Below are 23,920 nucleotides of genomic sequence, written 5' to 3' on the forward strand. Positions count from 1 at the left end.
GCACAGCCAGGCCGCGAAGGTGCCCGCTCTGCCACCGGGAACATCCCCGCGTGCGCGGGGAGCACATCCTCTCCCGCTTGCCCTTGGCAACCGCGAGGGGAACATCCCCGCGTGCGCGGGGAGCACTCGCGTAAGCCCTTGTACGACAGTGTTCGACCGGGAACATCCCCGCGTGCGCGGGGAGCACATCTCGACCATTTCGAGGTGCACGTAGGCGCCAGGGAACATCCCCGCGTGCGCGGGGAGCACATGGTGACACCGTTCGTGCCGCCGTTGAAGCTGGGAACATCCCCGCGTGCGCGGGGAGCACGCCTGCTTGGCCAGGTCGGCGGCGGCGGCGAAGGGAACATCCCCGCGTGCGCGGGGAGCACGCCGACGTAGGCGCGGCGGGTGTTGGGCTTGGTGGGAACATCCCCGCGTGCGCGGGGAGCACGCCGCAAACGCCCGACAGCGCAACCGCGGCCGGGGAACATCCCCGCGTGCGCGGGGAGCACTCTCGCTGACCTGCGACGTTGTCAGCGCAGGAGTCTGGAATCGAGCACTTCCAACGAAAAGGACATAACGGTCATTTAATGTATCAAGCTGCTGTCTGGTCGTTCCAGGCTGCATCATCGCGGACCTGTTGGACAACCTGGGCTCCTCCAGCGCGATCGGGGCCGCGTGTTGTTCTTACGCAAAGCTGCTATTGCGGCACGCTGATGCACTTTAATGGCCCTTATGCTCCACGAGGAGGCGCCCCGTCTGGCATTCGCTGATGGTATGTCCATAGAAGCGCGATCTGTCTGGGCAAAGCACGATCGTGACACCGATGGGTGGTTACCGTTGTGGCGGCATCTGGCAGACAGCGGCATAGTCGCCGGCTTTCTGTGGGATCGATGGCTCCCCCTGCAGGTGAAGCGGACAATCGCTGAATGCCTCCCGGCTGGCCTGGATGACGGGCGTCGGCTGGCGGTGTGGTTGGCCACGACGCACGACATCGGCAAGGCGAGCCCGGCATTTGCTTGTCAGGTGGAATCACTCGCGGATGCGATGCGAGCGGTGGGGCTCGATATGCCGCTGCACAAGCAATTCGTGGACCGGAAACTAGGACCGCACGGTCTGGTCGGACAGGTTCTCATGCAGGAGTGGCTGGTTGAGCGCTACGGCTGGTCCCGACCGAACACATTGCAGGTGGGAATTATCATCGGCGGTCATCATGGGGTCCCGCCGACGGCGTCAGATATTAAGGCGCTGATCGATCACCCGGACCTCGTCAGAACCCCAGACTGTGCTGCCCTCTGGCGGCAGGTGCAGTCGGATCTTCTGGATCGCTGTGCCGAGGTGTGCGAAGTCGGCGAGGGGCTGGCCGGCTGGCGGAACATACGCCTCTCCCAGCCCGCACAGGCGCTGTTGACGGGCCTGGTCATCGTGGCCGACTGGATCGCCAGCAACCCGGACCTGTTCCCGTACTTTCCGGATGCGGAGCAGGTCGGCGATCGGGATCGGGCGGAATCGGCCTGGCGCGGCCTGGACCTGCCGGAGCTCTGGCAGCCGTCCGAGCCGACCGGATCTCCACGAGAGGTGTTCGCATCGAGGTTCAGCCTTCCGGCCGGCAGCCATCTCCGCCCGGTTCAGGAGCGGGCCGTGCAGTTGGCGCGGAGCATGTCGGCGCCAGGGTTGATGGTGATTGAGGCGCCCATGGGGGAGGGCAAGACCGAGGCGGCGCTGGCGGTGGCGGAGATTTTCGCCGCCAGGTCGGGTGCCGGTGGTTGCTTTGTCGCGCTGCCGACCATGGCCACGGGCAACGCCATGTTCCCGCGGATGCTGGACTGGCTGAAGCGCGTCCCTGACCTGCGGTCGCAGCGGGGTAGGCGGTCGGTTCTCCTGGCGCATTCCAAGGCCGCGCTCAATGATGACTATGCGGCGTTGATGCGGGCCGGCAGTCGCGATGTGCGCGGCGTTGAGACGGACGGCGGTAGCGGCGAGTGGCGGCCCGCTGCCGATCAGTCCGCGGCGCCGGCTGAGTTGGTGGCGCATCAGTGGCTGCGCGGGCGCAAGAAGGGCATGCTTTCGTCGTTCGTGGTTGGAACGATCGATCAGCTCCTGTTCATGGGGTTGAAGAGCCGCCACCTGGCGTTGCGTCATCTGGCCCTGGCGGGGAAGGCCGTCGTCATCGACGAGGCGCATGCCTACGACACCTACATGAACTCCTACCTTGACCGGGTGTTGTCATGGCTGGGCTCATATCGAGTGCCGGTCGTGGTGTTGTCGGCGACGCTGCCTGCCGCGCGCCGTCGCGAGCTGGCCGAAGCGTATGCGGGCAGCGCCTGTGCCGAGGCCGACTTGGCCGCGGTGGCGCAGGCTCGCGGATATCCATTGATCACGACCGTGGAGCCGGACGGCAGGATCGCGCCGGAGCCGATCGCGGCGTCAGGACGAGCCACTCACGTTTATATGGAGAGATTGCGCGATGACCTGACGGCCGTGGGGGAGCGGCTCACTCAGGAACTCGTCGACGGAGGGTGTGCGCTCGTCGTCCGGAACACCGTCGATCGCGTACTGGAAACGGCAGCGTATTTACGAGACCTGTTCGGCAACGAGAATGTTAGCGTTGCGCACGCTCGTTTCGTGGATATCGACCGGGCGGACAAAGACAGCGACCTGTTGCAGCGTTTCGGCCCTCCAGAGAAAAGCCGGCAACACCGCCCCACGGGACGTCATATCGTCGTGGCCAGCTCCGTAGCGGAACAATCGTTGGACATCGACTTCGACCTGTTGGTCTCTGATCTGTGCCCGGTGGACCTGCTCTTGCAGCGGATAGGACGCCTCCATCGGCACGTTCGCGGCAAGAATCAGAGCCACCGTCCGGAAAAGCTGCGGACGGCGCGATGCCTGGTGACCGGCGCGGACTGGGACACGCTCCCACCGAAGCCGGTACGCGGCTCCACGCTGATCTATCGCGATCACGCACTGCTGCGGTCGGCTGCGGTGCTTGAATCGTTCCTGTCCGGTACGGGCCCGGACGGGCACGTCATGCGCTTGCCGGAGGACATCAGCCCGTTGGTGCAGGACGCCTATGGCACCGGCACGGTCGGACCACCACAATGGCAGGACGCGATGGCCAAGGCGGCAGCCGCGCAAGAGCTGCATCAGGCCCGGCAGGAGGAGGCCGCGCAGGATTTCCAAATCAGGGATGTCGGGCGGGTCGGTCGCCCGTTGCTCGGCTGGGTCGATGCCGGGGTGGGAGACGCCGACGACACCCGTCGTGGCCGGGCACAGGTGCGCGACACTCGTGAGACGTTGGAAGTCCTGGTGGTACAGCGTCGCGTCGATGGAGTCTGGACGACGCTGCCCGGCTTGTCCGAGAAGCGCGGCGGGTTGGAACTGCCCACGGACGCGGTGCCACAGCCGCGCCGGGGTCGGATCGTAGCCGGCTGCGGCCTGCGCCTGCCGTACCAGTTCTCGTTCCCCAAGGTTCTGGACCAGGCGATCGAGGAGTTGGAACACAAGAACTACGTCCCCGCCTGGCAGAGCAAGGACAGCTATTGGCTGGCAGGAGAGCTGATTCTCGTGCTCAACGAAAACTGTCGTACACGGTTGGCAGGCTACGACCTGCGCTACACATCCACCGACGGTTTGGAGGTGACTCGTGCCGAGTGAGCCAACCCCAGCATCGTTCGACTTGACGCAAGAACCGTGGCTGCCGGTCCAGCGCTGTGACGGCAGCGAGGACGAGCTTTCCCTGCGCCAGGTGTTCGCGCAGGCACAGAACATCCGCCGGTTGGTGGGCGATGTACCCACACAAGAGTTCGCCCTCCTGCGGCTGCTGCTGGCGATCCTGCACGACGCCATCGACGGGCCGGCGGACATCGGCGACTGGCAGGAGCTGTGGGACGGCGGGCTCCCCACAGACCGCATCACCAGCTACCTGGACCTGCACCGCGAACGGTTCGACCTGCTGCACCCCAGCCAGCCATTCTTCCAGACGGCAGAGCTGCGGACGGCGAAAGGTGAGGTGAACGCGCTGGACCGGATCGTGGCCGATGTGCCGAACGGTCTGCCGTTCTTCACCATGCGCGGCCGTGGGGTCAGGCACCTCACGTTTGCCGAGGCTGGCCGCTGGCTGGTGCATGCGCACGCCTTCGACACTTCTGGTATCAAGACTGGCGTCGTCGGCGACCCCCGGGTCAAGGGAGGACGGGCCTACCCGCAGGGTGTGGCGTGGGCAGGCAGCCTGGGCGGTGTCTTCGCCGAAGGCGAGACCCTTAGCCAGACGCTGATGCTCAATCTGGTCGCCTTCGATACGGACAACCTCCGCATCAAACCGGACCAGGATCGGCCCGCCTGGCGGCGTCCACCGGACGGACCCGGGGAAACCGGCCAACTGGAGCTGAGCCGCCGCCCCGCCGGCATCCGCGACCTTTACACCTGGCAGTCACGCCGGGTACGGCTTTTCCACGATGGCCAAAAGGTCACTGGAGTGATCCTTACCTACGGCGACCCGCTCGCCTCGCGGAACAAGCATCAGCATGAGCCGATGACCGCCTGGCGGCGAAGTCCTGTCCAGGAGAAGAAGCTCGGCCTCGCCCAGGTCTACCTCCCGCGAGAGCACGACGTCAGCCGCAGCGCCTGGCGCGGCTTAGGAGCCCTGGTTGCAGGCCGAGTGGCTGGCGCCGAGCAGCGGGGCGAGGCCGCGGCCATCGTCCGCCCTAGAATCCTCGACTGGGTCGCCCGGCTGACCGTCGAAAGTGACCTGCCACCGGCATTCCTCATCCGGGCACACCTGATCGGCGCCCGCTACGGGACCCAGCAATCCGTCATCGACGAGATCACCGACGACGCCGTGACCATGCCGGTCGTGCTACTCCACGCACGCGATCACCGTCTCGGCCAGATGGCGATCGACGCAGTAGCCGATGCGGAAGCAGCCGTCAACATTTTCGGCGACTTCGCGGCGGACCTCGCCCGCGCCGGTGGGGATGAGGCCGAGCCCCGCAAGGAGGCCGCACGGCATGCAGGGTTCGCCACTCTGGATGGAGCGTTCCGCACATGGCTGGCCGCCATCAAACCGGATGACGATGCCCAGCAGCGCCGGACGGCGTGGCAGCAGCAGGCTTACCAAATGGTCAGCCGTCTGGGAAATGAACTGCTTCGCACGGCTGGAGACCCCGCCTGGGAGGGGCGGGTGGTCGAGACGAAAAGGGGCCAAAGTCTCTGGCTGAACGCCTCAGCCGCCGACCTGCTCTTCCGCGCTCGATTGCGGGCCGCCCTCCCCACCGTACGGCCGAAGGAACGTGAGCCACTTCCACCGGACACCAGCGAAGTCCCCGAAATTGTGGAGGCCGCATCATGACCCCGTCCCCGCCTGGCACGGCCGCCATACGGCCTGCGGTCGCTGACTTCGTCAGCAGTGTGGCCGCCACCTATGTCAGCGACCTGCAAAACGGCTACCTGGCAGACCGCAGCATCGCCGTGGCCACGCTGGCGCAGCTGAGGTGCGGGGCCGGCAAGCTTCCTGAGGACGTGCCGGACCTGTGGGGGATGGCCGGTACTGAGCGGCTCTACAGCGACCAGCACATCCCAGAGCGGGAAGCGGTCCGGGCCGAAGCCGCGCTGTTCGCGGCCATCACCCTGTATGCCCTGCACCAGCAGTCGAAGGCCGCCCCGATGCACCGGGCAGGCGCGGAACTGGGCGCGGCGGTCCGCCAGCTCATGCCCAACGGCTCGCTGGATGAGCCGATTCGCAAGCGCTTCGTCCGCCTCGGCACCGCCACCACGCCCGCGGTGCTCACCGACCGGCTCCGCCAGGTCGTCATCCTGCTGCGCAACGCCTCGATCCCGCTCGACTACGGGATCTTGGCCCGGCAGCTCTACCAGGCACAAGACCCCGATGGGCTCCGCCAGGTGCGGCAGCGCTGGGGTCGCAGCTTCCACTCCTACCGTCCCGCCGGCTCGCGCACCGACGCCGATGCAGCGGCCTCCTCCGACAAGGACACCTGATGATCCGGACCATCCTCGAAGTCCATGCGCTACAGACCGTCCCGCCGAGCTGCCTGAACCGGGACGAAACCGGTACACCCAAGACCGCGATGTATGGCGGGGTGCGCCGTGCCCGCGTCTCCAGCCAGGCATGGAAGCGAGCCACCCGGCAAGGCTTCCACGACCTGCTTGATCCGAGCGCACTCGGGGTGCGCACCCGGCGGGTGGCCGAACTGCTCACCGAGCGCATCCGCAAGCTCGACGGCTCCATCGCGCAGGCCGACGCCTGGACGATCGCAGCCGAGACCATCCAGGCCGCCACCGGCTCGAAGATCGAGGTTCCGAAGCGGAGGGAGCAGGCCGACCGCGGTGAGGCAGGGAGCGCTGCTCCGGAATCGAAGTACCTCATGTTCCTCAGCGCCCACCAGCTCGACGGCCTGGCCGAGATCGCGGTCAAGGCCCATGGCTCAGGCGGCAAGGATTACTTCAAGGACAAGGCCGTCAAGGACCAGGCCAAGCGGATCGCCAACACGCGCCACTCCGTCGACATCGCGCTGTTCGGCCGCATGATCGCGGACGGCACCGACATCAACGTGGACGCCGCGGCCCAGGTGGCGCACGCCATCAGCGTGCACCGGGTGGACAACGAGTCCGACTACTACACGGCGGTCGACGACTACAAAGAGCGCGAGGACGACGACAAGGGTGCCGGCATGATCGGCACGGTCGAGTTCAACTCCGCCACCCTCTACCGCTACGCCGCGGTGGACGTCGACCTGCTACGCCGCAACCTTGGGAAGGGGCTGCGTGACGACGAGCCGGCCACCGAACCGGTCCGCCAGGCGGTGGAGGCGTTCGTGCAATGCTTCTTGACCTCCCTGCCGACCGGGAAGATCAACACCTTCGGCAATCACACCCTGCCCGATGCCGTCGTGATCAAGCTGCGCGAGGCACGGCCCATCAACCTCGTCGCCGCGTTCGAGGAACCCTGCCAGGCCGACCCGGAAACAGGTGGCCACATGCGACAGGCCACCGAAGCGCTCGTGTCCTACCTCGCCGATGTCGAAACCAGCTACGGCATCGGCGACGGCGATCCCACCTGGGTACTGCACGTCGGCAAGACCACCGAAGCCCTGACCCGGCTGGGTGACGGTCTCCCCATGCCCGAGCTGATCGCCGCCGTGGGCGCGGAAGTCGCACGGAGGCAGGAGCAGGCATGAGCGTCCTGCTGCTGCAGCTCGCCGGCCCGCTCCAGGCGTGGGGATCAACCTCACGCTTCGCCCGCCGGACCACGGAAGCGGCACCGACCAAGAGCGCCGTGATCGGGCTGCTGGCGGCCGCGCTGGGCCGCGAACGCACGCAGGACCTCAGCGATCTGGTGACCCTGCGCTTTGGCGTCCGGGTGGACCAACCAGGCACGCTGCTGCGTGACTTCCAGACCTCCCACCACTTCGTGACCGGCGAAGCGGCCCCGGTGTCGGAACGGTTCTACCTGGCGGATGCGGTGTTCGTCGCCGGCGTCGAAGCCGATGACAGGCTCATCGACGCGCTCCGGCAGGCGTTGCACACGCCGGTCTTCCTGCCGTACCTGGGGCGACGCTCATGCCCGCCATCCCGCCCGGTGTACCTCCGCGTCCGCGAGGCTCTCACCTTGGAAGCGGCGCTGCGTCAGGAGCCATGGCGGGCCGCCCCCTGGCACCAGCGGCGCCACCGCGACGAACGCGAAGTGGAGCTGGAGCTTCTCCTGGAGGCCGCGGCTGAGGACGGCCCCGCGGACGCCCTGCGGGACCAACCGGTCAGCTTCGACCCGATGCACCGCCAATACCGGCTGCGTGGCGTCCACCGGCCGCCGAGGGCGAGCATCACCAACCCCGCCGCCCGCCCCGCCCACGACCCCATTGCCGCTCTCGGGAGCGCCTGATGTTCCTGACCCGGTTCCGCTTCAACACCGCCCGGCTCGGCGCCCGGCGCCTGCTGTCTTCCCCGCAGAGGCTGCACGCAGCCGTCATGTTCGCCTTCGCCGAACCCCCGCCGCGAGACGACGGCAGCCCTCGCGTGCTGTGGCGGATCGACCGCAACAGCCGCGCCGAGACCTACCTGTACATCGTCAGTCCTGCCAAACCGGATCTCACCCACCTCGTGGAAGAAGCAGGATGGCCGGAAACTGGGCGGTGGCAGGCCCACAACTACGAACCCCTGCTGTCCCGCCTGGCCAAGGGCGACATCTGGGCGTTCCGCCTGACCGCCAACCCTGTCCACAGCATCCGCCGCAAGGCCGACGAGCCGACCAAGGTCACCGCGCACGTCGGCCGACGTCACCAGATGGACTGGCTTCTGCAACGGCAAGAGAAGGCCGGTTTCGTGATCGTGGAAAAGGCGCCTGAGCAGCGCCTGCACACCGAACTGGATCAATACGAACTCGCCGTGAACGACCGCCGGCAACTCGACTTCACCAAGGCCGGCCAGCGAAAGCCCGTCACCCTCGTCACCGTCACCTTCGACGGCCGGCTCCAGGTAACCGACCCGGACGCGTTGCGCCACACCCTCACTGCAGGGCTGGGCAGGGCCAAGGCGTACGGCTGCGGCCTGATGACCCTCGCCGAGGCGTGAACGATGGCCACCGTCGGCCAGCGCGGCCAGTCCTCGCCACGCGAGCTCACCCGGATGGGGGACCGCATCTCCTTCATCTACCTGGAGCGCTGCGTCCTCCATCGGGAAGACAACGCCATCACCGCTGAGGACGCCAACGGCGTCACCCACATCCCCGCCGCCACGATCGGCACCTTGCTGCTCGGCCCCGGCACCCGCGTCACCCACCAGGCCATGAGTCTGCTCGGCGACTGCGGGGCCGGCGTGGTGTGGGTGGGCGAGCAGGGCGTGCGCTTCTACTCCGGCGGAAGGTCGCTCAACCGTTCGTCGTCACTGGTCGAGGCCCAGGCGGCCCAATGGGCCAACCGGCGTACCCGGCTGGAGGTGGCTCGGGAAATGTACCGCATGCGGTTCCCCGGCGAGGACCCGTCGGGCTTCACCCGGCACGAACTGCTCGGCCGAGAGGGCCGCCGGGTAAAGGAGCGCTACCGTCAAGAAGCCGAACGCGTCGGTCTTCCGTGGCGCGGTAGAGTTTACGTGCCGGGCGACTTCAGTGCCAGCGATCCGTTGAACCAGGCGGTCACGGCTGCGGCCCAATGCATGTACGGCGTGGCTCAAACCACGGTGGCCGCACTCGGCTGCTCTCCGGGGCTGGGCTTCATCCATTCCGGCCATGAACTAGCCTTCGTCCTCGACATCGCCGATCTCTACAAGACCGACATCGCCATCCCGGTCGCCTTCGAGGAGGCGGCGCACGGGCCGGAGGATGTCGGATCGCGCACCCGCCGCGCCATCCGCGACAGAATCAACAAGGTCGGTCTGCTCAGGCGATGCGTGGATGACATCAAGCATCTGCTTCTGGCCGATACCGCTGCCGGATCAAACGCCTCTGATGAGGACGTTGATCAGGTGCTCCTACAGAGTGATCATGGCATCGAATTGGAGTCTGGCCGTAATTACGCCGATGAGGTGCCCTGGTGACCGTCATCGTGCTCACCCGTTGCCCCGCCGGCCTACGGGGGTTCCTGACCCGCTGGCTCATGGAGATCTCTCCCGGCGTGTTCATCGGAGGGCCATCAGCACGGATCCGTGAGCAGCTCTGGCTACAGGTCCAGCAGTACGCCGACACCGGTCGCGCGCTTCTTGCGTACACCACGGACAACGAGCAGGGGTTCTCCTTCGAAACTCATGACCACAAGTGGCAACCCATCGACCACGAAGGGCTTATCTTGCTCCGAAGGCCGAAGGAACAACAGGAGCGGCCCGTCTCTGAACCGCCTCGCAACTGGAGCAAAGTAGCTAGGCGTCGCCGCTATGGACAGCGTTGATGCCGTCATGCTGGCGGCGTCTTGGCACTGTGGCTCAGAGCTTGCCGCGCTACGTGGGCAATATGTCCGAATCTTTCAAAGTGCTTCAAAAGGCCCTTGGCGCCGGATAGCCCCGCAGGTCAGCGAGAGTGCTCCCCGCGCACGCGGGGATGGTCCCGCCTGCACGAGGCCGGAGCATCCGCGGTGGCCGTGCTCCCCGCGCACGCGGGGATGGTCCCCCGGCGCAGGCCATGCGGCAGTGGCACGAGGAACAGGAGGTCGGTGCTCCCCGCGCACGCGGGGATGGTCCCCGCATCGGCTCCAAGGTGCTGTGCGACGGCGGGTGCTCCCCGCGCACGCGGGGATGGTCCCTCCGGTCGAATGACCAGGGCAGCGTGAGCAGGGTGCTCCCCGCGCACGCGGGGATGGTCCCTCCGGTCGAATGACCAGGGCAGCGTGAGCAGGGTGCTCCCCGCGCACGCGGGGATGGTCCCATGTGGGCGCCCTGGTCGGCCAGCTCAATCGTGTGCTCCCCGCGCACGCGGGGATGGTCCCGCGAACCGCATCCCAGGTGGCCGACTGATCGTGTGCTCCCCGCGCACGCGGGGATGGTCCCGGTCCCCGGCCTGCAGGGTGACGCCGTCGATTGGTGCTCCCCGCGCACGCGGGGATGGTCCCCGGGCCTGGGAGGTGCGCACCGCCGAACGCCGGTGCTCCCCGCGCACGCGGGGATGGTCCCTACGCGGCCCTGCTGGGCTGGGTCGGCTGGAAGTGCTCCCCGCGCACGCGGGGATGGTCCCGCAGCGGGTCGTGCGCTTCGGCCTCATCGCCAGTGCTCCCCGCGCACGCGGGGATGGTCCCCCCTGCCGTTCCTGCCGACCTTGAAGGGAGGCGTGCTCCCCGCGCACGCGGGGATGGTCCCACGCTGCTCCGGGTTCGTCCGCTGCTGTCCGGGTGCTCCCCGCGCACGCGGGGATGGTCCCAACATGCCCGCCCTCATGCTGAAGCTCTTCTAGTGCTCCCCGCGCACGCGGGGATGGTCCCACGTGCTTGCCGTCGCGCAGCGCGCCGGCGGAGTGCTCCCCGCGCACGCGGGGATGGTCCCCCGTTCGCCGCGCTGGCCAGCGCGTTGAAGGTGTGCTCCCCGCGCACGCGGGGATGGTCCCAACGAGACGTTCCCGAAGGCGTGCCTCTTGGCGTGCTCCCCGCGCACGCGGGGATGGTTCCCTGCGCCGGTACGCGCTGCCGGGCGCGGTCATGTGCTCCCCGCGCACGTGCGAGGGGAGCACATGAGGCGGGGATGCGCGTTGCCGCGAACCGCGGGACCATCCCCGCGTGTGTGGGGAGCACTTCTTCGTGCTGCGCCGGAACGAGTCCGGCAGAGGACCATCCCCGCGTGCGTGGGGAGCACAAACCGCAACTGCTCAGGCGTGTACCGCCACGGGGACCATCCCCGCGTGCGTGGGGAGCACGATGCCGACGTATCCGGCGAGAGCCGCGATCTCGGACCATCCCCGCGTGCGTGGGGAGCACTCTCGATGACCCGCGCGTTCATCGGCCGCCGAAGCCCTTTTGGAGTACTTTCGCCGACTTGGACATTTCGTACCTTTGTCAGATCTCCCTATGTGGCGATGGGAATGGGCTTGATTCTGATGCGGGAACATAATCCTTGCACGGCGCAGTCTTGCGCACGTATTTGGCACAGCCGCCCGCCAAGGATCACCCAGAGCCGTACACCACCGGACACATAACAAGCGCACGACCTGTGTTTCGCTGGTAAGAACACTTTGCTGCTGGTCAAACCTAGTGCCCGGCGTGCAACCTTCCCTGAAGGCCGCTGCCTTCGCTCTCGGCCAGCTTGTCGCCACGGCCTCCTTTTCACGCCGCGTCACCAAGAACGTCCTGCACACTGCCGCCCAGGTCATCGGTCTGCCCCCGAGCGGCGACCGCCACCTTCTGCTCAGGCGTGAGTACCGTGACCGCCAGCCGCCAGCCATGCCGGTGTCTCTTCAAGCTTGGCGTGGCCGCTGACTGGTGACCCAGTGTCCATTCTCGCAGTAGCTGGTGCAGCTTCCTTGCAGCGCGTCGAGTGCCGCTTGGACGCGCCGCCACACGTAGGGGCGCAGGAGCTCGGCCATCTCCGCTGGAGCGGCAAAACGGAAGCTTTGAAGCTCTGAATCCACGATCTGCAGGTCCGCGATTTGTCCTGCCTCAAGGACTCCACCGTCGAAGATGAACATCAAGGAGTCGTCCCACGGGCCGTGTGGCGGCACCCAGTCGACCACGAGAGCTCTCCCGATGTCGAGATCGAGTCTGAGCTCCTCCTTGGCCTCGCGTCGCGCGGCGGCGGCCGGAGATTCGTTGGCCTCCGCCATGCCGCCAGGGAGATCCCAGTCCGGCTTGTAGACGGGATCCACAAGCAGTACCCGACCATGTTCGTCCCGAATGAGCACATCGGCGCCGACGCGCTTACGAGCCTGGCGAGCGTTGCCTTCGGCGAGGTAGGCGTTCCATGCATCAGGATCACGTTCGTAGAGCGGAGCGTCGGAGCTCACGGAGCTGCCTCCTTACTGATACAACCAGCATCGCTCGCGATGTGCGTCGTTCAGGACGTTCAGGCAGTCAGCGGCCCGTTGGTGACCTTGGTGTGCCTGAAGTTGCGCCCTCAGCTCGGTGAGTTGCCGGGTTACGACGAGCGAACTCAACGAACGGGTGTTGTGTACCGCCTCGGTGATCAATACGCACGCCTCGTCGAGTTGATCCTGCTGGAGCAGGGCGCTGGCCAGCGTCAACTGGCCGAGTGCTCTACTGCGGGTTCGTGATGCCGCACGAAGGCTGAGGAAGCGGCGGGCGTGGTGCTGCGAGCTGACGGGTTGTCCACAGCGAAGGAGGCATCGTGCGGTGTCGAGTGCCAGGGTCGCTTCGTCGTACGGTGCGGTCCAGGGCGATGGAGTGATCTGCGGTCGCTGTCCGAGCATGTCCTCTGCGCGGACAAGCAAGCGCGCCGATCGGATGGAATCCTTCTGTGCGGCCAATCCGCTTGCGGCCCTGGCCAGGAGGCGCGCGTGGATCGCGGGTGCTGATGTGCGGGCTCGCGTGAGGGTCGCCATGCCGCGCTCCGCATGTGCGACAGCTTCGCTGGTGCGCCCAAGATGCAGGGTGATGTGGCTGATGCTGCCCAGAACGTGCGCTTCGAGTTGCCGATCGCTACCCAGACCGGCGAAGTCGAGGGCTCTGCTGAAGTGCTGCCCGGCGAGAACGTCGTTGCCGGCGTCGTGGGCCATCCAGCCTGCCATCTCGGTGAAGGCGGCTGCGGTGGTGAATGACTGAGCGCCGTCCGGACCGCTGAACAGGCGAGGTGCGATGGCGGTTTGGAGGTAGTCAATCACAGTGGCATACAGGTGGCCTCCGCCTATCTGCCGATCGGCTTGCCGGAGGGACGCGATCTTGCCGAGCTCCGACACCGTTTCGGTCGTCATTGATCGAACCGGAGCGGTGCTTGCGGCCTCGGTGGCGAACAGGGTGTCCTCGTCCAGTTCGAAGACGGCGCAGTAGAGCAGCCGGTACCGCTCGCTCATGACAGCGATCTCGCCGGATTCCCACCTTCGAATCGAGCGGACCAGATCGGCGTGCTGGGGCAGGTCATGCCTGTCGTCACCGGCCGCGCCGCGGAGGTATCGGGCAGTGGTATGAACGTCCCACTTGCGCGCTTTGCGCTCGGCGCGGATTCTCGCCGTCCACAAGGGCGTTCCGGCCATGGCAGCCTCCGCGGGTGCCCGAGTACGTCATGTGTTCGCCTGCTCTTCGCATCTTCTCCGTTCAGCGCCCTCGATGCAGGCCCCTTCGCCGAGTTCTGCGAAGTCAAGGCCCTGATGGCGGCCGGCGCCCCCTAGCCCTTGCAGGAGAACGGCACCTCAAGACCGATATGGACAGGTTTGGTGATAAGTCGTAGCGAGTGCATGTAGCCACGGCTTGGAACAGTCGTGTGACACCGTCAGTGCTTGATCAGGCACTTGGAGTTCCATCGGCTGTTTCGCCTCCGAGGGCCAGTGACGTTGAGGCAAGCTCTTGGTCCGTGTGGACGAATGGCAGGTCACAGGAAGCGCGATCTTCGGATACGGATCTCAGGAACGTGACGGGTCCTCTGACTGCCGCTTCCTCACGAATGCTGCCGACTGCTGCCCGAGAGCGAAGGCCGGCTCTCGCTGGTGTCGCAGTCCTGCTGATCTTGGGCGGTGCGCTGGCCACCACGGTGTTGGTGATGAACGCGGACAAGCGCGTATCGGCAATCATGGTCACGAAGCAGATCGGGGCCGGCCAGCCGTTCGAACCCGGATCGATTCGCGAGGCGCTGGTCGTCGAGGATGGCGTGCGGTACGAGCTTTGGGCCCATCGCGGGCAGGTCTCCCGTACCGTCGCCGCCGTCACTCTGCTTCCGGGGACCTTGGTCATACCTGACATGACCATGGAGTGGCACAAGGAACTCGGTCAAGGCAAGGCGCGGGTCGGCTTGGCGCTGAAGCCTGGCCAAGTGCCCAGCAAGATGCAGGCGGGTCAGCGCGTACAAATCGTTCTTGTCCCCGGCAGAAACGGCGCGCAAGAACAGCAGAGCCGGCTGTTGGCCGAGAACGCGCTCGTCACCGACGTCAGCAAGAGCCGGAACGGGGCGACGGACGAGATCACCGTGGTCGTGGACAGCACCATCGCCCCGGAGATCGCCGCGTACTCCGCCGCGGATCAGATCGCCGTCACCGAACTCCCCGGTTCTCGCTGACCCCAGCGATCGAGGTCGGTTGCTCCAGCCAGATGTCGCGTGCCCCGTTGCCACGCTCACAGAACTCGGCATGCTCGACGAGTAGCTCGTGCCACACGGCACAGGCTTGGGCATAGCGGCCTCGCGCGGCCTCCTCAAGATCCCCACGGGAGTTACGCCGCAGGATGAGATAGTGGCCGCCCTCGCATGCGAACTCGTATGCATCACAGCAGCAAACGCCTCTGATTCGAGGGGACTTACCGGTGGATTTCACATAAGGCTCCCACTTGATCACGGCCTGACACCTGCAAGCTGGGAGCGGCACAAATGATGACCGGCCTTGACCGTGTCAGGACAGCCGAGCATGAACAGGCTTTTCGCTCGGCGAGAGAAGGCTGGCTCGAACAGCCAGGATTGATGCAAGCGCCCTTCTCGATGCCGCTCTGTGAAGAGTGGAAGTCGGCCGGATCGTGCGCTAGGAGCTCTGGGCGCCATGGCGCCGATCTGCCTGGCGAGTGGTGCTGAAGTTTCCATCTCGTCCAGCCAAGCCTGCACGCTCTCGAAGGGCAGGATGGCAAGGAAGGACAGACAAGGACACTGCCCTGGCCTGCGGATGTCCTCGCTCGGACAGGGTTAGTTACGACCACAGCCTCGCCATCGCCTGGCTCCGCGGTGCCGAACCTCTCGTGAGCCGACGGGTGCTGCCAGACCGTTTGCCGGACCCCTCCACTTCCGGGTTACTGGAATCAGCGCCTTGACGCCCTGTTGGCCCGTGGCAGACGCATGCTGCATCACCGACGAGAAAAGGGACACCTGATGGACTTCGTTGACGAGATCAACCGGGCGCATCACGAGCTGGTCGACGGTGAGCGCAAGGTTTTCACGCTGCGACGGCGCTACGACGCCGAGGTCAAGGATGTATGGGATGCCTGCACCAACGCTGAGCGCCTGAGCCGCTGGTTCCTGCCCGTCACCGGCGAGCTGAAGCTCGGCGGCTCCTATCAGCTGGAGGGCAACGTCGGCGGCGAGATCCTGCGCTGCGAGCCGCCCCGCCTGCTGAAGATCAGCTGGCTGCACGGCGAGAACCCTGGTTTTTCCGAGGTGGAGGTGCGCCTTTCCGCCGCCGCCGGTGGCACCCTGTTCGAGCTGGTGCACGCCGTCGAGGTGCCGCCCGACTTTTGGTCCAGCTTCGGCCTGGGCGCCGTCGGCGTGGGCTGGGATCTGGCGTTGCTGGGCTTGGGCCTGCACCTGTCGACAGGCGAAGGGCGGATCGGCGCACAGGCCTTTCACCTGACCGAGGAGGGCAGGCGCTTCATCACAGCCAGCGCCCAGATGTGGGGCCGGGCCTACGAGGCCGCAGGCGGCTCGCCGGACCAGATCGCCACCACCGTGGCGGCCACCGCCACCTTCTATGCCGCCCAAGAGGAGCAGTCATGACCCGCGGCTGAGGACATGCCAAAGGCGATGCACTTCCAACGGGCTTTAAGGCGATCAGAAGCACATCACGGGCCCAGTTAACTGGCCGCAGGTTGACCCCTGAGTTCCCCTGACCGTCTTCGGCCTCTCTAGCCGCAGGACCTGGGCTTATCTGCTGGTTCTCCGGCTTCTTTTGGTGTTAATGAGATTTCAGGGTTTCTGAAGGTCTATCGCCCTGGTCGTTCGTCTTGCTGTGATGGTGAAGGCGAGGTTGGCCGAGGTCGGCGCCGGCAGTGGTGAGGGATCTTCTGTGGGTGGCCCGTGCCCCGGTTACCGTCGAGGGCCTGGAGGCGCTGGAGACCGACGTTCTGGCCGGTTACGTACCGGCCCGGGCGGCTGGAGAGAGTTTCTGGGACGCCGGCACTGTCTGGCTGCTGCCCCGCTTGCTCGCGGGATGCACCCGCTGGCCGGTGTTCGTCATCCACCGCCGCTCCGGTCCGGGGCAAGGTGCTTCCGGCCTGGGACGTCTGCCCGGGCACCGGCCTGGCCTCCAGACCATCGAGTCGATCAACCAGACCTTCAAGAGCCAGCTAGACCTGGAACGCCACGGCGGCCGTACAACCCCTGCCGGCATCATCATTCGCGTGCTGACCCGCAGCCTCGCGCTGACCAGCGTGATCTGGCACAACGACAAGACCGGCCACCCGATCAAGCGGTCCCTGATCGCCTATGAGCACCGACCGTAGCCAGACGCCTTGGCATCAATCATCTAGCCGCCGTTGGTGAGGTGGGTCGTCAGACCGCGCAGGACGCTTTCGAGTCCGGTGGCGAAGTCGTCGTCGCGGGTGCTGTCGAGGCTCTGGGTTCGCTGGGCGGCGTACAGTTCGCGCAGCCGTGGGTGGGCCTGGACGGCCTGTTCGGCGGCCGGTAGCAGGCGGTCGGCCCATTCCTGTTCGCTTTGGCCGCTGCGGTGCAGGGTGGTCAGCCAGGCGGCCTCGCTGGTCGAGATGCCGATGACGTACGCCACGAGGGTGTTCATGGCCTGGTCGGCCGCTCGCAGGGTGAAACCGCCCTCTTCGAACACGGCGAGCATGGCCTCCTGCAGCCGCAACATGTTCGGTCCCAGGTAGGCCAGGCCGGCTTCGCCGAGCACGGAGACGATCCAGGGGTGGCGCAGGAGGGTGGCGCGCATGCTGTGGGCGCAGCGGGTGACGGCCGCTCGCCAGCCGGCCGGATCTCCGGTGGCCGGTGCCTCGATCTCGCCGTAGACCTCGTCCACGACCAGTTCGAGCAGTTCGTCCTTGTTGGCCACGTGGGTGTACATCGAGGTGGCTCCGGCGTTCAGACGGGTGCCGAGCTTGCGCATGCTGAGCGCGTCGATGCCCTCGGCGTCCAGCAGTTCGAGCGCCGTGGCCACGATCTGTTGCCGGCTCAGTGCCGGCTGCTCGCGCCGCTGCGGCTGCGGACGGATCCACACCGAGGGGAACGGCTGCTCGTCGCCTGGCATGCGGCCTCCTCATCGCTTCACAACCATGCCCACGCCACAGTGTACGGGTTGCGAACGCTGTGCGCTATCCGTACAGTGTGCGGAGCCGCTGCACGATGTGCGGCAATTGTGATTGTGAAAGGAACCCCTCATGTCATCACCCTCATTCGACGCTGCCCACTGGCAGCGCCGGCTCGACCAGCTACGCGCCGCCCACCACGTCCCCGGCGCGTCACTGGCCGTCCTGACCGGTGGCACCGTCCACGAACTGGCCAGCGGCGTGCTCCACCGGGGAACCGGCGTGGAAGTCACCACCGACTCGGTGTTCCTGGCCGGCTCGCTGGCCAAGGTCTACACCGCCACGCTGGTGATGCAACTGATCGACGCCGGCGACCTGGACCTGGACACGACGGTGGTGAGCGTACTGCCGGAGTTCGCCACCCCCGACCCGGAGGCCACCAAGACGATCACCATCCGGCAGCTGCTGTCCCACACCGGCGGGATGACCACCGACTTCAACTACGACTCCGGCCGCGGGGATGACTGCCTGGCCAAGTACGTCGAAGCCGCCAGGAACGTGGCACTGGACGTACCCCCCGGGACGGGATTCACCTACGGCGGCGTCGGCTACGTCGTGCTCGGCCGCATCATCGAGGTGCTGACCGGCCGGACCTGGGACCAGGCGCTGAAAGACCGGCTGTTCACCCCGCTCGGACTCGAGCACTCGATGACGCTGCCGGAAGAGGCACTCCGATTCCGTGTGGCGATGGGCCACCTGGGCGTGCCCGGCCAGGACCCCGATCCGGCGCCGGCCTGGGACCTGATGCCACGCGGCGTCGCCCCGGGCGCCCGGGTCATCGTCTCCGCCGGCGACGTCGCCCGCTTCGCCAAGATGCACCTCGATGGCGGCATCGCCCCCGACGGCACCCGCGTCCTGTCCGCCGACGCGGTCGCCGCCATGCGACGCCGCCAGGTCGACAGCCCGGACAAGTGGACCATCTCAGCCGACGGCTGGGGCCTGGGCTGGACCCTGCACGACTGGAACGGCGTCTTCGGCTTCGGCCACGACGGCAGCGCCGTCACCCAGCACTCCTACCTGCGCGTCATCCCGGACGCGGGCTTCGCCGTCGTCCTGCTCGCCAACGGCGGCAGCTTCACCCGGCTGTACGACGACCTGGTCCGCGAACTGGCAGCCGAGTTGGCCGGGGCCCGCATGCCCGACACCTTCGCCCCGCCCTCCATCCTCCCCACGGTGGACATGAGCCACCTGGTCGGCACCTACAGGCGTGAGGGCGTCATCACCACCATCTTCCAGACCGACGACGGCGGAGCGCGCATCCGCTACGAGTTCGTCGACGACATGAAGGACCTCTCCCCGCCCATAGAGTCGCCCCTGGTGCCGGTGTCACAAACCAGCGACCGTACGGTATTCGCCGCCTCCGGCGGCCCCTACGGCGAGGACTATATCCCCGTCGTCTTCGCCACCCTGTCCAACGGCACCCCCTGCGTATACGTGAGCATGCGCGCCACCCCCAAGACCACCTGACGCCCCACCGCCGGCCGCCGAACTGGGCGAAGTCGCCACGGCCGCGCCCAGCTCGCGGTGCGGCCGGTAACCGCGATGCCCTCAGCCCGGCCCGTCCGGCTCAGCCGCGACCGTGAACGTCGACGTCCGTCCCCGCCGAACGGATCCACCGCAAAGCCACCAGAGAGCAGCACCATGACCACGTTCGACACCCCCGAACCCATCACCGCCACCATCGACATCGAGACCGGCCACGTCACGATTCGCGCCGACGACCGCGCCACCACCCGCGTCCAGGTACGTCCGAGCGACCCAGCCAGCGACGCTGACGCCCAGGCCGCGGTGCTGACCACGGTCGAGTACGCGAACGGGCGCCTCAAAGTGCAGGCTCCCAAGAACAAGCTCCGCTCGCTCTTCGGCCGCCCACCGTCGATCGAGGTGACGATCGAGCTGCCGCACGATTCACACGTCGAGGCCACGACCGCGGCAGGGTTCCACAGCCGCGGCCGGCTCGGCACGGCCACCGTCGAAACCACCATCGGCTCCATCCACCTCGACCACGCCGCCGGCCTCCAACTACGCACGGGCGTCGGCGACATCGCGGTCACCCGCGCCGACGGACTCCTCGACGCGACCACCTCATCGGGAAACATCCAGATCGGCGCCGCCGACGGCACGGCCGTCGCCACCACCACGAGCGGCAACATCACCATCGGTGAGGCGACCGGAGACCTCCGGCTGAAGGCCATCAAGGGCGACATCGTCGTCACTCGCGCGCTGGCCGCCGTCACCGCCACGACCTCCATCGGCGACATCCGGATCGGCCAGGTGACACGTGGCACGATCGTGCTGGAGACCAACTGCGGGCGGCTGGAACTCGCAGTCGAGGACGGCACCGCGACCAAGCTCGACCTCAACACCAATCACGGCAAGGTACACAACGAGCTGAGCGAGACCGCAGAGTCCGGCGAGATCATCGACATCCGCGCTCGCACCGGGATCGGCGACATCATGCTGCGCCACGTCTGAGACGTCGGGCGGCCGCGGCGGCGCGGACCCCTTCGGCACGCCCCCGCGAGCCGCGATCTCGCGGACTTCACCCATGACATGATCCGCGACGTGCTCGCCGGAATCGAGCGGCACGCTTCGGCGCGTACGGTGTCGATTGCCCACCCGCCGCACTGCGACGCCTCATCGCAACGGCCCACCGCTGATCGCCTCTTACAACGCTCGAATACCTTCGCGTCGGACCCCACCATGCTCGGCATGGTGGGGTCTACGTGCCTGCCGTGCCTGACAGGCCTTCAAGCAGCTGACCAGCTATTTCGCTTGGCTACCCAAGATAATGTCGGACTGCCGTGCTGAAGGCCGCATCGACGGCCGCGTGCGTAGATGTCACGCCCGTACTGCTCGTACAGCACCTTTACCGCGAACATCTCCAGCGGCCCGTGCGACGTTTCGTGCCGTGAGGACCCGTCGCCGCCTCGCCACCACTTTCGTAACCACGATCCCACTGTGCTCATCCCAGCATGATGCGCGCACTCTGCGGAGTATGACAAGCACGATCCGTAAGGAGTGCTGGCCAGGCCACCTGTCAACACTCCAGGAACTGCGGGGTGCGTTGATGATTGTCTGATACGCCGTTCTCCTGTCCGGCCCGTATCCGACGATGCCTCGATGGCCCGTATGGAAGTGGCGAAACGGCGAGGGCAGGTGGTGTCAGTGGGGTGGCGGCCAGGCGGCCTGAGTCAGGCTGGTGTACGGCGGGAACAGGTCGATCAGCCGGGTGATGGTGAGCAGGCGCGCCAGCGGCCCGTGGACGCCGATCAGTCGGAGTCCGCCGCCGCGGTCTTCGGCCCGGCGCTGGCTGCGGATCAACGTCTGCAGGCCACAAGAATCGCAGAAGGCCAGCTCCGCCGCATCCAGGATGATCTTCGGCGGGGTGCGGGTGGTCAGCTCTTGCAGGGTCTGCTCCAGTCGTGGGTGCGTGCTGCGGTCCAGCTCGCCTTCCAAGCGGACGACGTGGAAACCGGGCTGCTGCTGCACGGTGATCGAAAGTTCCGTCATGACGGCCGTCTCTGTGTATCGCTGCCGGTGTTGCTCCCTGCTGCTCCTTAAGGCGGGGTGCCCTCGCCGGTGAGGGAGTCGAATCAGCGTTTTGCCTTGCCCCTACCCTGTCTTCGTCGGCGAACCATGGGTGAGCAAGGTGTGGCCATCATCGTCGGCGCTTCGGGCCATCGTTGCCCCTGACGGTGCTTGTGGAAGATCCGGCGTGGGCAGCTTGGGCTCCCAAGGATACGGCCAACGGGGCAAATGATCAGGCGCTGGCGAGGATGGTGCATGGTACAGAGTGCGGGGGTGGCACGGCTGGGCCGCCGGTCACTCCTCTTGTTTCGGTGGGCGGGCCGGACACCCGGTAAAGAGGCGCCCGGCTGTAGCGGGCCGGCGACGTGCCTCCGCTGGGGGCGCATGGGCAGGCGTTGATCGGGTAGGGCGCGCGCTATGTCCGATGCGCAGGGATATCGGGGTTGGTTGCTGGCCGGCCGCTATCGGCTGCTGGCCGAGCTTGGCCGGGGCGGCATGGGCCGGGTGTGGCGCGGCCACGATGAGCTGCTGGATCGCCCGGTCGCGGTCAAGGAGGTCACTTTGGACCAGCGGCCGCAGCCCGAACGCGAGGCGCTGCTGCGCCGCACGATGAGCGAGGCCCGCCTGGCCGCCCAGCTGTCCCATCCGCACATCGCCACCGTCTACGACGTGGTCGTGGCCGACGAACGGCCATGGATCGTGCTGCAGCTGGTGCGTGCCCCGACTCTGGCCGACGTGCTGGCCGAACGGGGACCGCTGCCGCCCGCCGCGGTGGCCAGGATCGGCCTGCAGGTGCTGGAGGCACTGCAGGAGGCGCACGCCGCCGGCATCGTGCACCGCGACGTCAAGCCCGCCAACATCCTGCTGGACGGCGACCATACGGTACTGACCGATTTTGGCCTGGCCACCAGCCTGCAGCAGCCGGGCCTCACTCAAGCGGGCCTCACTCAAGCGGGCCTCGCCCAGGCAGGCATCACCCAGACGGGCATCGTGGTCGGCACTCCCGCCTACATTCCCCCCGAACGCGCCCGCGGCGCGGCGCCGAGCCCGCCCGGGGACCTGTGGTCGCTGGGCGTCACGCTGTACACCGCGGTCGAGGGCCATTGCCCGTTCGAGCAAGGCAGTCCCCTGGCCACCCTCAGCGCCGTCCTCACCGCCGAGCCGGCCCCGTTCCAGCTCGCCGGCCCGCTGGCACCCCTCATCACCGGCCTGCTGAACAAGGACCCCGACCACCGCACCGGCATCGACGACGCCCGCTGGCAGCTGCAGCGCATCAGCTCCCCTCCCCTCGATCGAATGCCGGTCACCGGCGCCATGGCGCCGGTGGCAGCACCGGTGAACGGAGCAGTGATAGCGGCGGATGCGGCCGGGCCCGCCCGGTCACCGTCGCCGTGCCACTCCGCCGGCTCCAATCCCGCGGGGAACCTCACGTCGGCTCCCGCCCGCAAGGCTCACTCCCGGAGGCGGCTGGCCGCTGTTCCGGCCGGGCGCCGGCGGTGGACCACGCGCCTGCGGCCGGCAGCGGCGGTGACCGTCTTGGTCGTCGCCGTGCTGGCTGCCACCTCCTGGCCAAGCCGGCCTGCCGGCGCGCCCGCCGCGGAGCGGCGGATACCCGTCGCCATCCCCACCACCACGCCCACCACCACGGTCCCGCCGCCATCGACCGCACTCCTGCAGGCGCGGCCTGCGTCCATCAAACGCGGCACGCCGGGCATCAGCCGCGGCACGCCGGCCGGCCGACACCAAGCCGAACCACCCACCCGCACCGCCGCGGCGGAATCCGTGCCGCCGGGCCAGGCCAAGAAGATCACCAGCAAGAAGGGCAAGGTCAAAGACGGGCACAAGCTTCGCTCGCCGGGCAAGGGCGGCGGTAAAGGGCGCAAGTGACCAGGATGCGGGTGCGAGTGCGGTCCACGGGAGGGTTTAGGGGGCCTGAGAGCGGCATGGAGATCCTGGTAACGCCGACTCTGACGCTGGCCACGTCATTTCGTCGGCTTGCCGCACGTCACACCGTGTCCTGGTCGTGCTGAATGCCGGTGACCTCCGTCCCGGCGCGCACCCATCCGGCGGGCACCGCCTCCAGCAGCACCCGGTGCAGGTCCGCGCGGTGAAAGGCGAGCAACGGCGTCGGGTCGCCGGGACGGGCCCGTTGCAGGTAACGGCCATCCGATAGCCGCAGATTACCGGCCGAATAGGTGGGAACCCCGGCCGCGCGCGTCTGCTCGCCCACGCCGAGCTCGGCCAGCGCGCGCATGGCGTTCGGGGCCTGGGACATGCCGGCGCCGATCTCGCGCAGCTCGGCCGCCCACTCCAGCACGACGGCCTGCCAGCCGATCCGATGCAAGGCCACGGCGGCAGCCAGCCCGCCGATGCCGCCGCCGACCACGATCGCGCGTCCGGTCATGGTTTCTTCTCATCGTCACCGCCAGCGTGGTCGCCTTCGGGGCCTGCGTTGGCGGGATCGGGATGCAGGGGTGGCGCGCCCTTGAACACGCCTGCCATCCATTCGAAGGTGGCGTGCGCCTGCCGGATCCGCGCGGCCCTCCCGTCGTCCGGGCCGACCAGGTCCAGGCCGTCGCGGGTGATGTCGAGGAAGGAGGTGATACCGGCGATCTGCTTGCGGGTCACCACGGCCCAGGCGTCTTCTGCCATCCGGTAGTAGACCGTCCGCTCGCCCGGCCGGGTGCGCCAGGTGAGGAACCCCATGCTGGACAGCAGCCGCAGGTTGGAGGTCAGCGAGGCGCGGCTGGCACCGATGGCCTCGCTGATCTGCCCGGCCGACTGCTCCGGCGGGTCGCACA

At 67.4% G+C, this 23,920-nt stretch carries 19 protein-coding genes, 1 pseudogene and 2 CRISPR repeat arrays (1 of these 22 only partly in view); of the genes and pseudogenes, 14 read left to right on the top strand and 6 right to left on the bottom strand.

Going from position 1 to position 23,920, the window contains the following annotated elements:
• Positions 1 to 494: direct repeats of the CRISPR family, unit length 29 nt; unit sequence GGGAACATCCCCGCGTGCGCGGGGAGCAC; it begins 269 nt to the left of the window's first position.
• A gap of 223 nt (positions 495 to 717) precedes the next feature.
• Genes cas3 through cas2e form a run of 8 tightly spaced genes read left to right on the top strand, consistent with a single transcriptional unit; the run spans position 718 to position 9,875 of the window.
• A complete protein-coding gene (gene cas3 / locus ACTWPW_RS49420) occupies positions 718 to 3,639 on the top strand; it encodes a CRISPR-associated helicase Cas3' (RefSeq protein ID WP_443172912.1) in 2,922 nt (973 codons plus the stop codon).
• 22 nt (positions 3,640 to 3,661) lie between these two features.
• Positions 3,662 to 5,332, top strand: coding sequence for a type I-E CRISPR-associated protein Cse1/CasA (gene casA, locus ACTWPW_RS49425; protein ID WP_443172913.1), 1,671 nt, complete (start codon positions 3,662 to 3,664; stop codon positions 5,330 to 5,332).
• Complete coding sequence (casB, locus tag ACTWPW_RS49430; protein WP_443172914.1) at positions 5,329 to 5,979, top strand: type I-E CRISPR-associated protein Cse2/CasB; 651 nt, start codon at positions 5,329 to 5,331, stop codon at positions 5,977 to 5,979. Before casA ends, casB begins: the two co-directional genes overlap by 4 nt.
• Complete coding sequence (gene cas7e / locus ACTWPW_RS49435) at positions 5,979 to 7,178, top strand: type I-E CRISPR-associated protein Cas7/Cse4/CasC (RefSeq protein WP_443172915.1); 1,200 nt, start codon at positions 5,979 to 5,981, stop codon at positions 7,176 to 7,178. The genes casB and cas7e overlap by 1 nt, the downstream gene beginning before the upstream one ends.
• Positions 7,175 to 7,879: a type I-E CRISPR-associated protein Cas5/CasD gene (gene cas5e, locus ACTWPW_RS49440; RefSeq protein WP_443172916.1), complete on the top strand. Its 705-nt coding sequence runs from the start codon at positions 7,175 to 7,177 to the stop codon at positions 7,877 to 7,879. Before cas7e ends, cas5e begins: the two co-directional genes overlap by 4 nt.
• Positions 7,879 to 8,568 (top strand): type I-E CRISPR-associated protein Cas6/Cse3/CasE, encoded by a 690-nt coding sequence (cas6e, locus tag ACTWPW_RS49445; RefSeq protein WP_443172917.1) that lies wholly within the window; start codon positions 7,879 to 7,881, stop codon positions 8,566 to 8,568. The genes cas5e and cas6e overlap by 1 nt, the downstream gene beginning before the upstream one ends.
• A gap of 3 nt (positions 8,569 to 8,571) precedes the next feature.
• Positions 8,572 to 9,528, top strand: a complete 957-nt coding sequence (gene cas1e / locus ACTWPW_RS49450; RefSeq protein WP_443172918.1) for a type I-E CRISPR-associated endonuclease Cas1e — start codon at positions 8,572 to 8,574, stop codon at positions 9,526 to 9,528.
• Positions 9,525 to 9,875 (top strand): type I-E CRISPR-associated endoribonuclease Cas2e, encoded by a 351-nt coding sequence (gene cas2e / locus ACTWPW_RS49455; protein ID WP_443172919.1) that lies wholly within the window; start codon positions 9,525 to 9,527, stop codon positions 9,873 to 9,875. The genes cas1e and cas2e overlap by 4 nt, the downstream gene beginning before the upstream one ends.
• 128 nt (positions 9,876 to 10,003) lie before the next feature.
• Positions 10,004 to 11,081: a CRISPR direct-repeat array (repeat unit 29 nt; unit sequence GTGCTCCCCGCGCACGCGGGGATGGTCCC).
• A gap of 782 nt (positions 11,082 to 11,863) precedes the next feature.
• Here cas2e and ACTWPW_RS49460 read toward each other — a convergent pair.
• Complete coding sequence (locus tag ACTWPW_RS49460; RefSeq protein WP_443172920.1) at positions 11,864 to 12,409, bottom strand: NUDIX domain-containing protein; 546 nt, start codon at positions 12,407 to 12,409, stop codon at positions 11,864 to 11,866.
• Positions 12,410 to 12,421: 12 nt separating this feature from the next.
• Complete coding sequence (locus ACTWPW_RS49465; RefSeq protein ID WP_443172921.1) at positions 12,422 to 13,612, bottom strand: hypothetical protein; 1,191 nt, start codon at positions 13,610 to 13,612, stop codon at positions 12,422 to 12,424.
• Positions 13,613 to 14,082: 470 nt separating this feature from the next.
• Here ACTWPW_RS49465 and ACTWPW_RS49470 point away from each other — a divergent pair, with 470 nt between their 5' ends.
• The 3 genes and pseudogenes from ACTWPW_RS49470 to ACTWPW_RS49480 form a co-directional block, all read left to right on the top strand.
• Positions 14,083 to 14,628 carry a hypothetical protein gene (locus tag ACTWPW_RS49470; protein WP_443172922.1) on the top strand — a complete coding sequence of 182 codons (546 nt, stop codon included), beginning with the start codon at positions 14,083 to 14,085 and terminating at the stop codon, positions 14,626 to 14,628.
• A 795-nt stretch (positions 14,629 to 15,423) separates the two neighbouring features.
• A complete protein-coding gene (locus ACTWPW_RS49475; RefSeq protein WP_443172923.1) occupies positions 15,424 to 16,044 on the top strand; it encodes an SRPBCC domain-containing protein in 621 nt (206 codons plus the stop codon).
• A gap of 518 nt (positions 16,045 to 16,562) precedes the next feature.
• Positions 16,563 to 16,769: pseudogene (locus tag ACTWPW_RS49480) on the top strand (IS982 family transposase); the annotation flags it as partial.
• 23 nt (positions 16,770 to 16,792) lie between these two features.
• On the opposite strand, the gene ACTWPW_RS49485 reads toward ACTWPW_RS49480, so the two are convergent.
• Positions 16,793 to 17,530: a TetR/AcrR family transcriptional regulator gene (locus ACTWPW_RS49485; RefSeq protein WP_443172924.1), complete on the bottom strand. Its 738-nt coding sequence runs from the start codon at positions 17,528 to 17,530 to the stop codon at positions 16,793 to 16,795.
• Between the two features lie 130 nt (positions 17,531 to 17,660).
• Between ACTWPW_RS49485 and ACTWPW_RS49490 the strand changes: the two genes are divergently transcribed.
• Both ACTWPW_RS49490 and ACTWPW_RS49495 read left to right on the top strand, forming a co-directional pair.
• Positions 17,661 to 19,055 (top strand): serine hydrolase domain-containing protein, encoded by a 1,395-nt coding sequence (locus ACTWPW_RS49490; protein ID WP_443172925.1) that lies wholly within the window; start codon positions 17,661 to 17,663, stop codon positions 19,053 to 19,055.
• 174 nt (positions 19,056 to 19,229) lie between these two features.
• Entirely contained in the window at positions 19,230 to 20,063 is an 834-nt protein-coding gene (locus ACTWPW_RS49495; protein ID WP_443172926.1) for a DUF4097 family beta strand repeat-containing protein, read from the top strand.
• Between the two features lie 690 nt (positions 20,064 to 20,753).
• Here ACTWPW_RS49495 and ACTWPW_RS49500 read toward each other — a convergent pair.
• Positions 20,754 to 21,101, bottom strand: coding sequence for an STAS domain-containing protein (locus ACTWPW_RS49500; RefSeq protein ID WP_443172927.1), 348 nt, complete (start codon positions 21,099 to 21,101; stop codon positions 20,754 to 20,756).
• Positions 21,102 to 21,536: 435 nt separating this feature from the next.
• Between ACTWPW_RS49500 and ACTWPW_RS49505 the strand changes: the two genes are divergently transcribed.
• Positions 21,537 to 23,006 carry a serine/threonine-protein kinase gene (locus tag ACTWPW_RS49505; RefSeq protein WP_443172928.1) on the top strand — a complete coding sequence of 490 codons (1,470 nt, stop codon included), beginning with the start codon at positions 21,537 to 21,539 and terminating at the stop codon, positions 23,004 to 23,006.
• A gap of 118 nt (positions 23,007 to 23,124) precedes the next feature.
• On the opposite strand, the gene ACTWPW_RS49510 is transcribed toward ACTWPW_RS49505, so the two are convergent.
• On the bottom strand, positions 23,125 to 23,523 hold the full coding sequence (locus tag ACTWPW_RS49510) for an FAD-dependent monooxygenase (RefSeq protein ID WP_443172929.1): 399 nt from the start codon (positions 23,521 to 23,523) through the stop codon (positions 23,125 to 23,127).
• Positions 23,520 to 23,920 (bottom strand): GbsR/MarR family transcriptional regulator (locus ACTWPW_RS49515; protein ID WP_443172930.1); only part of this gene is annotated, 401 nt, incomplete at its 5' end. The genes ACTWPW_RS49510 and ACTWPW_RS49515, both read right to left, overlap by 4 nt.

This window comes from Nonomuraea sp. KM90 (genome assembly GCF_052246675.1).
In the GTDB taxonomy this organism is placed as follows: Bacteria; Actinomycetota; Actinomycetes; order Streptosporangiales; family Streptosporangiaceae; genus Nonomuraea.